We start from the raw sequence: 11,775 nt of genomic DNA on the forward strand, positions 1-11,775 counted from the left end.
GATTGTCACCACGCTAAACCAGCCCTTCCTTCTGCAATTCACTCTTCAGGTACGCGTAGTAAATCGGTCCTGCCACCACGCCCGGCAGGCCGAACGCGGCTTCGAACAGCAGCATGGCCAGCAGCAGCTCCCAGGACTTGGCATTGATCTGCCCGCCCACGATTCGCGCGTTGAGGAAATACTCGACCTTGTGAATCACGATCAGATAACCCAGCGCCGCCAAGGCAACCCAGATCGAGATCGACATGCCGACGATGAAGATCAGCGTGTTGGACATCAGGTTACCCACCACCGGCAACAGCCCGAGCAGAAAGGTCATGATGATCAGGGTCTTGGTCAGCGGGAGGTGGATGCCGCACAACGGAAGGACAATGGCCAGAAACACCGACGTGAACGCCGTGTTGAGCAGGGAAATCTTGATCTGGGCGAAGACGATATTGCGGAATGCGCGGCTGACCAGATAAAGCCGGTCAAACAATGCCGAGGCCAGCGGTTTGCGGGTGTGCACGTCGGAAATCCGCTGCAGGGCGATGATCGCGCCAAGCACCATGCCGATCAGCATGGTGACGAACATATGTGCCGCGCCTTTGCCGATCAGTTGCAACTCGCCAACGTGTTTCTGCAGCCATTGAAACAGCGAAACCTGAAACTCCGCGGCGCTGGCGGGCAGGTACGAGTCAATGAAAGGCGGAAGCTGGCCACGGGCGCGGTCAACCAGCGTCATGAACTTGTCCAGCGACGCGCCAGGGTTTTCCGCCTCATGCAGGACGAAACTGATCACACCGGCGAAGATCAGGGTCAGCAGGCTGACGATGAGGGTTCCCAGCAGCGCAACGGCCAGCCATCTGGCGCGCTCGCCGGCGATGAGCTTTTGCAGCTTGGGGGTCAGCATGTTGACCAGTTCGAAGACCAGCAGGCCAGCCAGCAGACTGGGCAGCAGCTTGAAGGGCAATACCATCAGCAGACCGCCAAACACGAGAATCCAGCTGGCTATTAACACCTGACGCGCAGAAAACGTTGGCATAGACCCTCAAAGGGCAACACGAAGAGGTGGGCAGTCTGCCAGCGTTCGCAGCCGAGAACCAGTCATCCAGAAGCCGGAAAGTCCACGGCCCGGTCATCGATGCGATGACCGGGATCACAATGGCGCGCAAGCGCAGTGTTTACCGCACTCGCGCCGGTTGCCGGGCGCTACACACGCCTGCGAAAAATTATTTCTTCTTGAGACAATCGCTCATGAACGTCTTGCGGGCGTCGCCCTTGAGCGCTTGAGTGGAGGCCGTTGCGTTGCAGGTTTTCATTTTTTCCTGCTGCGTCGCTGCCGGAGCAGGCGCCGCTTTCAGGCAGGTGCTCATGAAGGCCTTGCGCTCGTCGCCCTTGAGCGACCGGGTGCTGGCGTCAGCGTTGCAGGTGGTCATCTTGTTCTGCTGCGCCGTAGCGGCAAAACCTTGCGCGGAAAACATCAGGCCAACGAGCAACAAAGGAATACCGAGTGTCTTCATCGTTCGACTCTCCAGGTCCGCTGTACCGGTCGGCACAGGCTTGAAATCAGTGTAGCCAAGATGTTGCAAAATATGAGACACAACGAGGCGCCACGATTGGCATTCATTTGAAACAGGTGGATAGTTGCGCCTCGTTCAATTTCCGGCATTCCCATGCAATACGCTTTTCCACTGCTGACCATCTTTATCTGGTCCGTCAACACCGTCATCACCAAGGCGGCGTCCGAAGTCATCTTCCCGTCTGAAATCGGCTTCTACCGCTGGCTGCTGGCGGGATTGCTGTTCACGCCCTTCATGCTCATCCCGGTCTGGAAGAATCGCGCATCGATCAGGCCTCTACTGGGCAAAATCGTGGTACTGGGCGCGCTGGGCATGGCGGTGTATCAGAGCCTTGCCTATTTCGCGGCGGGCATGACCACGGCCACCAACATGGGGATCATTCAGTCGCTGGTGCCTGTCATGGCGCTGGGGCTGTCCATTGCCTGCCTGGGCATGCGCTTGACCTACGGCGCATTGCTGGGCGCAGTGATCTCTTTTGCGGGGGTGATCGTGGTCGTCGCTGCAGGCAACCTGACGGGGCTCATCGAGCAAGGGATGAATCGGGGGGATGCCATCGTGCTGGTCGCCGCAGCGGCCTACGCGCTGTACAGCATGCTCTTGAAAAAATGGCAGTTGCGTCCGCCGCCGCTGCACTTGCTGTACATGCAGATTCTGGTGGCGATTGTGGTGCTGTTTCCGCTGTTCATTCTGTCGCCACGTACCGGGCTGAACGCAAGCAACATTCCGCTGGTGCTGTATGCCGCGATTCCCACCTCGATGCTGGCGCCCTGGTTGTGGATGACCTCGATCATGCGCCTGGGCCCAAGCCGCACCACACTGTTCTTCAACCTGATGCCAATTGCCACGGCCCTGATTGCTGCCGTGGCGCTCGGCGAACAGCTGGCGCTTTATCATCTGTATGGCGGCGCGCTGACCCTGTGCGGGGTCATCCTCGCCGAACGCTGGAAGACCCCGCTGACACTCAGGAAAGGCTAGGCCGTTGCGCTGCCCTCACCGCCCTCCACGCTGTGGATCGACACATCCGTGATGCCGGCGGCGTGAGGCATGCCGGCTTCGGGAAGATCATCCAGCTCGACCTGATGCTTGAGCGCCAGCTCATGCACGATTTCAATGATCGGCACGTCCAGGTCTTCGATGACATCTACATGGTGCTCGCCCAACAGGGTGTACTCGATCTCATACAGCTCTTTATCGCCCATCGCATCACTTCCTGGCCGTCACATACGAACGGCTGATTACGAATTACTGCCTGATTGAGTTAAAGACCGGCAGCCTTGAGGCGCGCGGCGTGTTCCATGAACAGGCGCACGGGATCTGCGCCTTTGCCGACCAGCCCGAAGGTCTGGTTGACGATGTCGAAATGGTCGAGCGCAAAGTCATCCCCGATGACCGTGCCCAGGTGCGAACTGAAACGCCCGACCATGCCATCAGATTGACCTCGCTCTTTCCTGAACGTGCGAGCGAATATTCGGCAGGTCACGTTAGTGCCATCAATCAGGTTGCGTCCGCGATTGGTAATGCCCGGTTTGAGGATCCCGGACCAGGAGTAATAGCGCACCCCGCCCACCTGTTCTTCGCCGCTCCCGCCCCATACTTCGGGCAATCCCTGAGGATATTGCTTGTTGAACAGCGCAACCCCGGTAGTGGTCAGGGACTGGTGCGAAGCCGTGATGTCCATCGGCAACCTCGGCCCGCGATAGCCGGTTTCGAACACGACGATTACCCAGGCCAGCAGCCCGATCACCGCGTTGACCACACGCCCGCCCGGCGTACCCGGCGGGTAGTGCCGTTCCAGGTAGTCCGCCAGCTCCGAACCGTGATTGGGGCCGGCCACGGACGTGACCGATGCCACCAGGTCGGGCCGTTTGGCTGCGACATAGCGCACCGTCAGCGCACCCTGACTGTGACCGATCAGATTGACCTTGGCCACGCCGGTTTCCCGGACAGTCTGCTCGATGACCTTGAGCAACTGCTCGCCGCGTATCTCGGTCGAATTGACCCCGGATACCATCACCGGGATCACCGTCGCCCCGCCACGTTCAAGCGCTTTCACGATGCCGAACCAATAGGGATACACCAGCAGCCGCACAAACCCTAACAAGCCTGGTACCAGCAACAATGGATAACGCGTCGCCTGTTCTTGCGCCATGTAGATCTCCCTGTGCTGAAACGAGTTGAACAACCCTCTCAACCTTAGCGGTGTTTTTTGGCAAGCCAGAACAACGCGACCATCAGGGGTGCTGCCTCATCGCCATCTTTTTTCGAACTCTTGCACACCTCCTCCGCTCCAACGTGCAACGGGCCAAGACCGGCTCTGACATGTGGAGCAATAACGATGTACAACAAAATCCTCGCAGCAACCTTCGTATTGGCAACAATGGCTGGCTGCAGCAACACAACCGTGCAGAACCCGGTGGACTACGTCACCTATCGCAATGAGCCACTGGTCAAGCAGGTCGAGAACGGCATGACCCGTCAACAGGTGCTGACCATTGGCGGTGAGCCTTCGTCCACCATCGACCGCAAGGTCAATACCGGCACCTGCAACAACTACGTGATGAGCAAAGACGGCCACAAACAGGTCTACCACGTCAGCTTCAACAGCGACGGCCGTGTAACCAACAAAGGTTTTATGACCTGCGAACAGCGTGAAATGAACGAACGTTCGATGTAACTCGCTTGCAGAACGAAAAAGCCCGATGCGTGATGCATCGGGCTTTTTCATGTGAGCATTTTTGCATCCGTGTCAGAACACCAGCTTGAACAAGGCAATCACCACGATCAGGCCGATCAGAAAAATGATACCGACGGTGCTTCCCAGAAACTTGAGCATGTGAATCTCCACGATTAAATAGGTCTCAAGCTTGGGACCGCAGGGCAGAGCACTCGTTTCTTATATTTTTTACACCGCTCGTCCCGTATGAAACCTGCAAAATCGGATAAAACTTTCTCGTTGTTCATCACTCACAAAGGTTGATGATCTTGCCACGCGACACACAGAGCGAGACACACCACCTGATGAACCTGGAGATCACCCATGAATTCTGCACCACAGCTATCCGATGTAAACAGCCTGCGCCAGCGTGCGCGCCAGAACGTTGAGAATGGTGCGGTCACCGAAGGCTATAACGCCGATCGCGAAACGGTCCTGCGCCTGCTCAACGAGTCGCTTGCGACCGAGCTGGTCTGCGTCCTGCGCTACAAGCGTCACTACTACATGGCAACGGGCCTGAAGGCCAGCGTTGCAGCCGCCGAGTTCCTGGAGCACGCGCAACAGGAAGCCGAGCACGCCGACAAGCTGGCCGAGCGAATCGTGCAACTGGGCGGCGAGCCGGAGTTCAACCCGGACACTCTGTCCAAGAACTCCCACGCGCAGTACGTGGCAGGCAACACCCTCAAGGAAATGGTTTACGAAGACCTGGTTGCCGAGCGCATTGCAGTCGACAGCTACCGTGAAATCATTCAGTACATCGGCGACACCGATCCGACTACCCGTCGCATCTTCGAAGAAATCCTCGCGCAGGAAGAAGAGCATGCCGACGACATGGCGGACATCCTGAACGACCTGTGATTCGGGACTGAAAGCAAAAGCCAGGATTTTTATCCTGGCTTTTTTGTGCCGCCTGGATAAACGCTATTTTTTGGTGGGAGGCGGCTTGCCGGCGATGCGATGTGTCTGGCGACCTGTGGCGACAGGTACGACGCTATCGCCGGCAAGCCGCCTCCCACGGTCCATGGTGTGCTGTAAGACAGCGCTGTTTCAGAGCATCTGCCAACGCAAAGGCCAGGATTTTTTGTGCAGCCTTAGTTTCATCAAACGCAACGTAACGCGCTGGAGAAACATGGTTTTTGTGGGAGGCGGCTTGCCGGCGATGCGTTTTGTCAGACGAACTTTTGGCGACAGGTATGACGCCATCGCCAGCAAGCTGCCTCCCACGGTCCGTGGTGTGCTGTAAGAAAGCGCTGTTTCAGAGCATCTGCCAACGCAAAAGCCAGGATTTTTTGTGCAGCCTTAGTTTCATCAAACGCAACGTAACGCGCTGGAGAAACATGGTTTTTGTGGGAGGCGGCTTGCCGGCGATGCGTTTTGTCAGACGAACTTTTGGCGACAGGTACGACGCTATCGCCGGCAAGCTGCCTCTCACCGTCCGTTGGCGGCTGAAAGGCAGCGCGGTGTCACATTAGACGCCTGGCCTGGCCAGGCGCTTATTTCACGGTCTTGGGCGCCTTGCCTGAACGCATCTGCTCCAGCAGCGGCCCACACTGGTTAGGCTCGCTGTCGCCGGTCGCGACCAGCGCCAGCAGCCCTGCCGCAGGCCCGACGGTTGCGCCCAGCAGGATCATCCCGGCACCGCGCAGCAACAGCGGACCGGATTGCACGCCCGCATTGGGCCTGGCAAACGGGCCGTTAACGTACAAAGGCGAGCGCAGCGAGAACACACGAAACCCTTTGGACTCCGGGTTGATCTGCAAGTCCAGTTGCTCGGTCTTCATGTTCGCCGTGCCGCTGATATAGATGATCGCGTTCTCGGTGTCGAAAACGAACAAGCGACTGGTGGCCAGTCCATCCTTGATGCCGAAGTCGGACGCCGCACAGTTGATTTTCACGTCTTTGTCGCCGAACAGTTTGCCGACCACGTAGTTGCCCACGTTGAGCCCCGCGATTTCCATCAGGCCACGGCTGATTGCGCCGTCGTTGACCAGCATTTTCATCTCGCCATTGGCTGTCCCCAGCAACGCGGCAATCGAGTTGCCCCGCCCGCTGATGTCGGCATCACCATTAAGCTCACCGAAGCTGGTCTTCATCGGTTCGAAGGTCGGGAACAGTTGCTTGAGCTTGAAGTTACGCGCCGACAACTTCGCCCGGCCTTGCAGCGGCCTGTCGCGACCATCGAGACGAATGTCCGCATCCAGCTTGCCGCCCGCCACACCAAAACGCAGAGGTTCGAGGCCAAGCTGTCCGTCATTCAGGATCAGATGCGTATAAAGGTCGGTGAACGGCAGATCCGGGCTTTGAACAATACGCTTGCCAGTGAACTCGACGTCGGCATCCATCGCACGCCAGCGATCGGTCTGGAACTCCTCGACCGGCAGCACTTTGCCTGCAGGCTGCTTGCTCTCGCCGCCACGCTTTTTCTGCGCAGCATTGGAGTCGGCACCGATCAGCGGCGCCAGATCACTGAACAGCAACTGGTCTGACACCAGCACGCCGGTGAGCTTGGGCCGTGGCTGGCTGGCAACGAAGCCCAGATCGCCGTGAATGTCGCTGTTGCCGATCTTGCCGTTGAATTTTTCGTAGCTGAAACGAGCGCCGTCCGGGTCATGCAGCTTGGCGATCAGCCGACCGTCCGTTGAATACGCAGGCGAATCAGGCAGCGTGACGCCGGTCAGCGGGTAGAGATTGCTCAGGCTGGCACCAGACAGCTTCAAACGCAGATCAAGCGCACCCAGATTCTGAGGATCAGTCACCGTCCCGGCGATCACGCCATGGGTGTCGCCAACCTTTACATCGGCCTGCACCGGGAACGGCTGATTGGCATCCTTCAGTGCCAGCAACCCACCGATCTTGCCTGTGCCGCTGAGCTTCTGACCGTGATACTGACCTTTGACGGTCAGTCCGAACGCGTAATCCTGCGGCACCACACCCTTGTCCTGGGCCTTTTTCGCTTCCTTGCTGCCGACGATTTCGCCGAACGGGATGGGCTTGCCGAGCATCTCGATCACCACATCCAGCTGCGTATTCAGGGTCTGATCATTGAAGCTGACCAGCCCTTTGTCGAATTTGATCGCACCAATGTCCACTTCCCACTTCGTAGGCTCGGCGTTGGGGTCGGACTTGGGCAAATCAAACACCCAGTTGGCACGACCATCGGCCAGCCGCTCCAGCTTTGCTTCAGGCCCGGTCAGATCAATACGCGGAATCACCACGTGTTGGGCCAGCAACGGCAGCAGCGACAGCCGAAACTCCACTTGCTTGAGCGTGACCATCTGCGGCTGCTTCGACCACTCGGGGTTGCCCAGCGTCAGGTCGTCAGCCACAAAATGCGGCGAGGGCACCCAGGCGCGCCAGCCACCCAATTCAGGTTCACGCGACCAGCGCACGTCCAGATTGCCATTGATGGCGAACGGGCGATGCAGCGCTTCGCTGACCTTTTCATTGAGGGTGGGTTTGATGCGATTCCAGTCGAAAGTGACAATCACAATGACCAACACGGCCAGCACCACCAGCAAAGTGGCGCCTGTCCACGCGAAAATCCTACGGCTGCGCGTCATGCATGACTCTCCAGAAAACAGTGCCCCTGCCTTGGAACACTGAGTACGACATGCCCGTTCGACTGACAAACGCGTCGAGGGTTTGATCGAGATGGGCAAATAAGCTGCAAACCTTGCGGCGCAGCGCAACGAGCGAATCATTTTGGTCGATTTTCACCATCATCTTTATGAACTTCTGTCTCGACGGGACCGGCGTCATAGTGCACGCCTGTTCCCATCGTCCGCTCTTTCGAGGAGCACAACCATGAAACCCCACCTGTTATTGAGCCTGTTTCTGTCCATCTTCGCCGCCAATGCCTACGCCGCTTCGGCATCGGAGCGCGAACTGCGTATTGCCGAGAACGGCCCTGACCGCCTGGTTCAGCAGTATCAAAGAGTCTGATCACGCCAAACGCCGAAAAGCCTTTCGACGCAGGCAAAGCGCATTTGTTAAAGTGCGACGCAGTCTATCCCCAGAATCGTTTGAGCCATGCTGCCCCGCGCCGAACAGAAACAACAGACCCGAAGAGCTTTGCTGGACGCCGCCCACCACTTGATGGAAAGCGGACGCGGTTTTGGCAGCCTGAGCCTGCGCGAAGTGGCACGCACGGCAGGCATCGTGCCGACCGGCTTCTATCGCCACTTCGAAGACATGGACCAACTCGGTCTGGTACTGGTCAGCGAAGTGGGCCAGACCTTTCGGGAAACCATCCGGCTGGTGCGGCATAACGAATTTGCCATGGGCGGTCTGATTCGCGCCTCGGTGCAAATATTTCTGGAGCGCGTGGCCGCCAATCGCTCGCAGTTCCTGTTTCTGGCTCGCGAACAATACGGCGGCTCGCTGAAGGTGCGCCAGGCATTGGGCGCGCTGCGCGAAGGCATCAGCGCCGACCTGACTGCCGACCTCGCGAAGATGCCCAAGTGGCAGCATTTGAGTGCCGACTCGCTGTCGATCATCGCCGACCTGGTGGTCAAAAGCGTGTTCGCCATGCTGCCCGAACTGATCGACCCTCCTCCCGCCTCGCTCGCGCCACACCTCACGCCGCAAGCCAAGATCACTCAGCAGTTGCGCTTTATCTTCATCGGCGCAAGGCATTGGCGTGGTCTGGGCAGTCACGACTGATCAATGAAAACCAGATCGTTCTGATCGCTCCCACGTTGCGCGTTCATCGTTGTGCACACAGTGCAACAGGCCTCTGGAACGGGCACGATCCCTCAAAACCGCTACCGCACCATTCTGGCGCATTAAATCCATCAAGCACCAATAGCGCGCACTGTTTTGAGTGGATACTCCGGTTCCGTCAGTCTTTTCCCACGTTCTGCACTGTTGGCAAGCCCCTTGCTCTGCTTTGAGGCATCGCAATTGGCTGGAAGCTATCTGATGCTGGTGATTCACAACCGAATCGAACCCCAGGCCGAGTGGGCCGCCGAGCTGCATTTGAACTTCGAGGCGCGCAGCAAGAGCCGCCTGCGCTGCTTCAGTGCAGAAAACGAGGACGTGGGCCTGTTTCTGCCACGCGGGCAATCGCCGCTGCGTGATGGCGAGTTTCTGCAGGCCGAGGACGGCCGTGTCGTGCGGGTCTGCGCTCGCCCGGAAAAGCTCATGCACGTCACCTGCAGCAGCACCTTCGAACTGACCCGCGCGGCCTACCATCTGGGTAATCGCCACGTGGCCCTGCAAGTCGGAGACGGCTGGCTGCGATTGCTCGACGACTACGTGCTCAAGGCGATGCTCGATCAACTGGGTGCCAGCACTGAAACCATCGAAGCCCCGTTCCAGCCGGAACATGGTGCTTATGGCGGAGGCCATCATCATTCACGTGCAGGAGAAGAGGATTTCAACTATCCCCCTCGCCTGCATCAGTTCGGTGTGCGCACGTGAACAGCGCCTGGGCGCTTCTGCGCCTGGCCAGCCCGCAGCTGCCGATTGGCGGTTACAGCTATTCGCAAGGGCTGGAGATGGCCGTGGAAAACGCCATCGTGACCGACCCGCAGACCGCAGGTCGCTGGATCGGTGATCAATTACTGCTCAACCTGGCGCGCTTCGAAGCCCCGTTGCTGCTGGCTCACTGCCAGGCCGCGGCCGATGAAGACTGGGGACAACTGCTGCAAGTCAGCGAGCAGCATCGCGCCAGCCGGGAAACCCGCGAGCTGCATCTGGAAAGCCGGCAGATGGGCTATTCCCTGCAACAGCTGCTCAACGGCTTGCCGGAACTGGACCGCGATGCGCGACGCTTTCTGGAACAGACGACCGAGCCACACCTGGCACTCGGTTGGGCACTGGCCGCTCGCGCCTGGCAGATCAGCCCGCAGGATGCACTGGCAGCCTGGCTCTGGAGCTGGCTGGAAAACCAATTGGCGGTGCTGATGAAGACCCTGCCACTCGGCCAGCAGGCCGCCCAGCGCCTGACCAGCGAACTGCTGCCGCTGTTGCAGCAGGCGCAGGCCAGCGCCAGCGCACAAGACATCCGCCATTGCGGCAGTGCGGCCTTCGGTCTGTCACTGGCGAGCATGGCCCACGAACGTCAATACAGCCGGTTATTCCGGTCCTGATATGCATCCATGGAGAACTCAATGAACAGCCAACCCCTGCGCGTCGGCATCGGTGGCCCGGTCGGGTCGGGCAAGACCGCACTGACACTGGCGCTCTGCCTGGCGCTGCGTGATCGCTATAACCTGGCGGTCGTGACCAACGATATCTACACCCGCGAAGACGCCGACTTTCTGGTGCGCAACGAAGCATTGGCGCCCGAGCGCATCATCGGCGTAGAAACCGGCGGCTGCCCGCACACGGCGATTCGTGAAGACGCGTCGATCAATCTGGAGGCCGTCGACCAGCTTAATCGTCGCTTCGAGGGTCTGGACCTGATCATCGTCGAATCGGGTGGCGACAACCTGTCCGCGACCTTCAGCCCGGAGCTGTCGGACCTGACCATCTATGTCATCGATGTCTCGGCAGGCGACAAGCTGCCACGCAAAGGCGGCCCGGGCATCTGTAAATCGGATCTGCTGGTCATCAACAAGATCGACCTTGCGCCATTGGTAGGTGCCTCGCTGGAGATGATGGACAGCGACACGCGGCGGATGCGCGGTGAAAAGCCCTTCGTCTTCAGCAACCAGAAAACCGGCCAGGGTCTGGAACAGATCATTGCCTTCATTGAACGCCAGGGCCTGCTGAACGCGGCCGCCTGATCCCACGACAAGGAAACTCTCGATGAACACCCAAAAAGTCCTCGGCGCCCTCGCCCTGTTGCTGGTCCCGACCCTGGCCATGGCGCACCCTGGCCATGGTGATAACGGTTTGATCGCCGGTATCAGCCACCCACTGGGCGGTCTTGATCACTTGCTGGCGATGCTGGCGGTCGGTCTGTGGGCCGCACAGCAACAAGGCACAGCGCGCTGGGCACTGCCCTGCACGTTCGTCGGCACCATGCTGATCGGCGGCGTGCTGGGCTTCGAAGGCTTGAACCTGCCTGCACTGGAGAGCGGTATTGCAGCGTCGGTACTGGCGCTGGGCCTGGCGGTCGCACTGGCTGTTCGTCCACCGTTGCCGCTGGCTGTTGCAGCGACTGCGCTGTTCGCATTGTTTCACGGCGTGGCTCACGGCCTTGAGCTGCCGGACATGTCCAGCCCATGGGCCTACGCCGCTGGCTTCGTTGCCGCCACCGCCGCACTGCATGCAGCGGGTTACGCAGTCGTTCGCGTCCTGCCGCGCGCCGCAGCACCACTGGTGCGCCTGGCCGGTGCTGCGTCGGCCGCGACAGGTGTCTGGTTGCTGGCAGGCTGAAGAGACATTCCGTGGGCGGCTGTGAGAGCGTGCCGTTTCAGGCTCAGCTAACACAACGCAATGCCCTGGAGAAACACTGTGCTTTCGTGGGAGGCGGCTTGCCGGCGATGGCGTCAGGCTTGGTAGTGATGGGCCAACTGAAAAACTCATAGACGGCAAGTCGCCTCCCACAAG

Annotated in this window: 15 protein-coding genes; 9 read left to right on the top strand and 6 right to left on the bottom strand. The window is 59.2% G+C overall.

Features of this window, described 5'->3' with window-relative positions:
• Positions 1-13: 13 nt before the first annotated feature.
• Positions 14-1,024 carry an AI-2E family transporter gene (locus BUB69_RS14465; protein ID WP_024689409.1) on the bottom strand — a complete coding sequence of 337 codons (1,011 nt, stop codon included), beginning with the start codon at positions 1,022-1,024 and terminating at the stop codon, positions 14-16.
• A gap of 187 nt (positions 1,025-1,211) precedes the next feature.
• Entirely contained in the window at positions 1,212-1,502 is a 291-nt protein-coding gene (locus tag BUB69_RS14470) for a PsiF family protein (RefSeq protein WP_073167916.1), read from the bottom strand.
• Positions 1,503-1,655: 153 nt separating this feature from the next.
• Here BUB69_RS14470 and BUB69_RS14475 point away from each other — a divergent pair, with 153 nt between their 5' ends.
• The gene (locus BUB69_RS14475) at positions 1,656-2,537 is read left to right on the top strand and encodes a DMT family transporter (RefSeq protein WP_073167918.1); all 882 of its coding nucleotides are present in this window, start codon (positions 1,656-1,658) and stop codon (positions 2,535-2,537) included.
• Here the strand turns inward: BUB69_RS14475 and BUB69_RS14480 are convergent.
• Together BUB69_RS14480 and BUB69_RS14485 are read right to left on the bottom strand one after the other, a co-directional pair.
• On the bottom strand, positions 2,534-2,761 hold the full coding sequence (locus tag BUB69_RS14480) for a hypothetical protein (protein ID WP_024695538.1): 228 nt from the start codon (positions 2,759-2,761) through the stop codon (positions 2,534-2,536). The two genes, BUB69_RS14475 and BUB69_RS14480, sit on opposite strands and share 4 nt — an antisense overlap.
• Before the next feature lie 59 nt (positions 2,762-2,820).
• Positions 2,821-3,711: an esterase/lipase family protein gene (locus tag BUB69_RS14485; protein WP_073167920.1), complete on the bottom strand. Its 891-nt coding sequence runs from the start codon at positions 3,709-3,711 to the stop codon at positions 2,821-2,823.
• A 186-nt stretch (positions 3,712-3,897) separates the two neighbouring features.
• On the opposite strand from BUB69_RS14485, the gene osmE reads away from it, so the two are divergent.
• The gene (osmE, locus tag BUB69_RS14490) at positions 3,898-4,236 is read left to right on the top strand and encodes an osmotically-inducible lipoprotein OsmE (RefSeq protein WP_024689414.1); all 339 of its coding nucleotides are present in this window, start codon (positions 3,898-3,900) and stop codon (positions 4,234-4,236) included.
• Positions 4,237-4,308: 72 nt separating this feature from the next.
• On the opposite strand, the gene BUB69_RS29830 is transcribed toward osmE, so the two are convergent.
• Positions 4,309-4,407, bottom strand: a complete 99-nt coding sequence (locus BUB69_RS29830; RefSeq protein ID WP_442587048.1) for a small membrane protein YohP — start codon at positions 4,405-4,407, stop codon at positions 4,309-4,311.
• 192 nt (positions 4,408-4,599) lie between these two features.
• Here BUB69_RS29830 and BUB69_RS14495 point away from each other — a divergent pair, with 192 nt between their 5' ends.
• Positions 4,600-5,133, top strand: a complete 534-nt coding sequence (locus BUB69_RS14495; protein WP_024689415.1) for a ferritin-like domain-containing protein — start codon at positions 4,600-4,602, stop codon at positions 5,131-5,133.
• A 635-nt stretch (positions 5,134-5,768) separates the two neighbouring features.
• Here BUB69_RS14495 and BUB69_RS14500 read toward each other — a convergent pair.
• Positions 5,769-7,835: an AsmA family protein gene (locus tag BUB69_RS14500; RefSeq protein ID WP_073167922.1), complete on the bottom strand. Its 2,067-nt coding sequence runs from the start codon at positions 7,833-7,835 to the stop codon at positions 5,769-5,771.
• A 244-nt stretch (positions 7,836-8,079) separates the two neighbouring features.
• Between BUB69_RS14500 and BUB69_RS28875 the strand changes: the two genes are divergently transcribed.
• From BUB69_RS28875 to BUB69_RS14530, 6 genes are all read left to right on the top strand, one after another.
• Positions 8,080-8,217 (top strand): hypothetical protein, encoded by a 138-nt coding sequence (locus tag BUB69_RS28875; RefSeq protein WP_175561739.1) that lies wholly within the window; start codon positions 8,080-8,082, stop codon positions 8,215-8,217.
• A gap of 87 nt (positions 8,218-8,304) precedes the next feature.
• Positions 8,305-8,937 carry a TetR family transcriptional regulator gene (locus BUB69_RS14510; protein ID WP_024689417.1) on the top strand — a complete coding sequence of 211 codons (633 nt, stop codon included), beginning with the start codon at positions 8,305-8,307 and terminating at the stop codon, positions 8,935-8,937.
• 258 nt (positions 8,938-9,195) lie between these two features.
• Positions 9,196-9,696 (top strand): urease accessory protein UreE, encoded by a 501-nt coding sequence (gene ureE / locus BUB69_RS14515; protein ID WP_073167926.1) that lies wholly within the window; start codon positions 9,196-9,198, stop codon positions 9,694-9,696.
• Positions 9,693-10,367 carry an urease accessory protein UreF gene (locus BUB69_RS14520; RefSeq protein ID WP_073167928.1) on the top strand — a complete coding sequence of 225 codons (675 nt, stop codon included), beginning with the start codon at positions 9,693-9,695 and terminating at the stop codon, positions 10,365-10,367. The genes ureE and BUB69_RS14520 overlap by 4 nt, the downstream gene beginning before the upstream one ends.
• A 21-nt stretch (positions 10,368-10,388) precedes the next feature.
• Positions 10,389-11,006, top strand: a complete 618-nt coding sequence (gene ureG, locus BUB69_RS14525) for an urease accessory protein UreG (protein WP_003347890.1) — start codon at positions 10,389-10,391, stop codon at positions 11,004-11,006.
• 22 nt (positions 11,007-11,028) lie between these two features.
• Positions 11,029-11,601 (top strand): HupE/UreJ family protein, encoded by a 573-nt coding sequence (locus tag BUB69_RS14530; RefSeq protein WP_024689420.1) that lies wholly within the window; start codon positions 11,029-11,031, stop codon positions 11,599-11,601.
• The last annotated feature ends 174 nt before the right edge of the window (positions 11,602-11,775 follow it).

This window comes from Pseudomonas asturiensis (assembly GCF_900143095.1).
Lineage (GTDB): Bacteria > Pseudomonadota > Gammaproteobacteria > Pseudomonadales > Pseudomonadaceae > Aquipseudomonas > Aquipseudomonas asturiensis.

Coding starts and splice junctions, on each gene's coding strand:
- BUB69_RS14510 (WP_024689417.1), top strand. CDS start 8,305: ATGCTGCCCCGCGCCGAACAGAAACAACAGACCCGAAGAGCTTTGCTG.
- BUB69_RS14475 (WP_073167918.1), top strand. CDS start 1,656: ATGCAATACGCTTTTCCACTGCTGACCATCTTTATCTGGTCCGTCAAC.
- BUB69_RS14500 (WP_073167922.1), bottom strand. CDS start 7,835: ATGACGCGCAGCCGTAGGATTTTCGCGTGGACAGGCGCCACTTTGCTG.
- BUB69_RS14480 (WP_024695538.1), bottom strand. CDS start 2,761: ATGGGCGATAAAGAGCTGTATGAGATCGAGTACACCCTGTTGGGCGAG.
- ureE (WP_073167926.1), top strand. CDS start 9,196: ATGCTGGTGATTCACAACCGAATCGAACCCCAGGCCGAGTGGGCCGCC.
- BUB69_RS14530 (WP_024689420.1), top strand. CDS start 11,029: ATGAACACCCAAAAAGTCCTCGGCGCCCTCGCCCTGTTGCTGGTCCCG.
- BUB69_RS14485 (WP_073167920.1), bottom strand. CDS start 3,711: ATGGCGCAAGAACAGGCGACGCGTTATCCATTGTTGCTGGTACCAGGC.
- osmE (WP_024689414.1), top strand. CDS start 3,898: ATGTACAACAAAATCCTCGCAGCAACCTTCGTATTGGCAACAATGGCT.
- BUB69_RS28875 (WP_175561739.1), top strand. CDS start 8,080: ATGAAACCCCACCTGTTATTGAGCCTGTTTCTGTCCATCTTCGCCGCC.
- ureG (WP_003347890.1), top strand. CDS start 10,389: ATGAACAGCCAACCCCTGCGCGTCGGCATCGGTGGCCCGGTCGGGTCG.
- BUB69_RS14465 (WP_024689409.1), bottom strand. CDS start 1,024: ATGCCAACGTTTTCTGCGCGTCAGGTGTTAATAGCCAGCTGGATTCTC.
- BUB69_RS14495 (WP_024689415.1), top strand. CDS start 4,600: ATGAATTCTGCACCACAGCTATCCGATGTAAACAGCCTGCGCCAGCGT.
- BUB69_RS14470 (WP_073167916.1), bottom strand. CDS start 1,502: ATGAAGACACTCGGTATTCCTTTGTTGCTCGTTGGCCTGATGTTTTCC.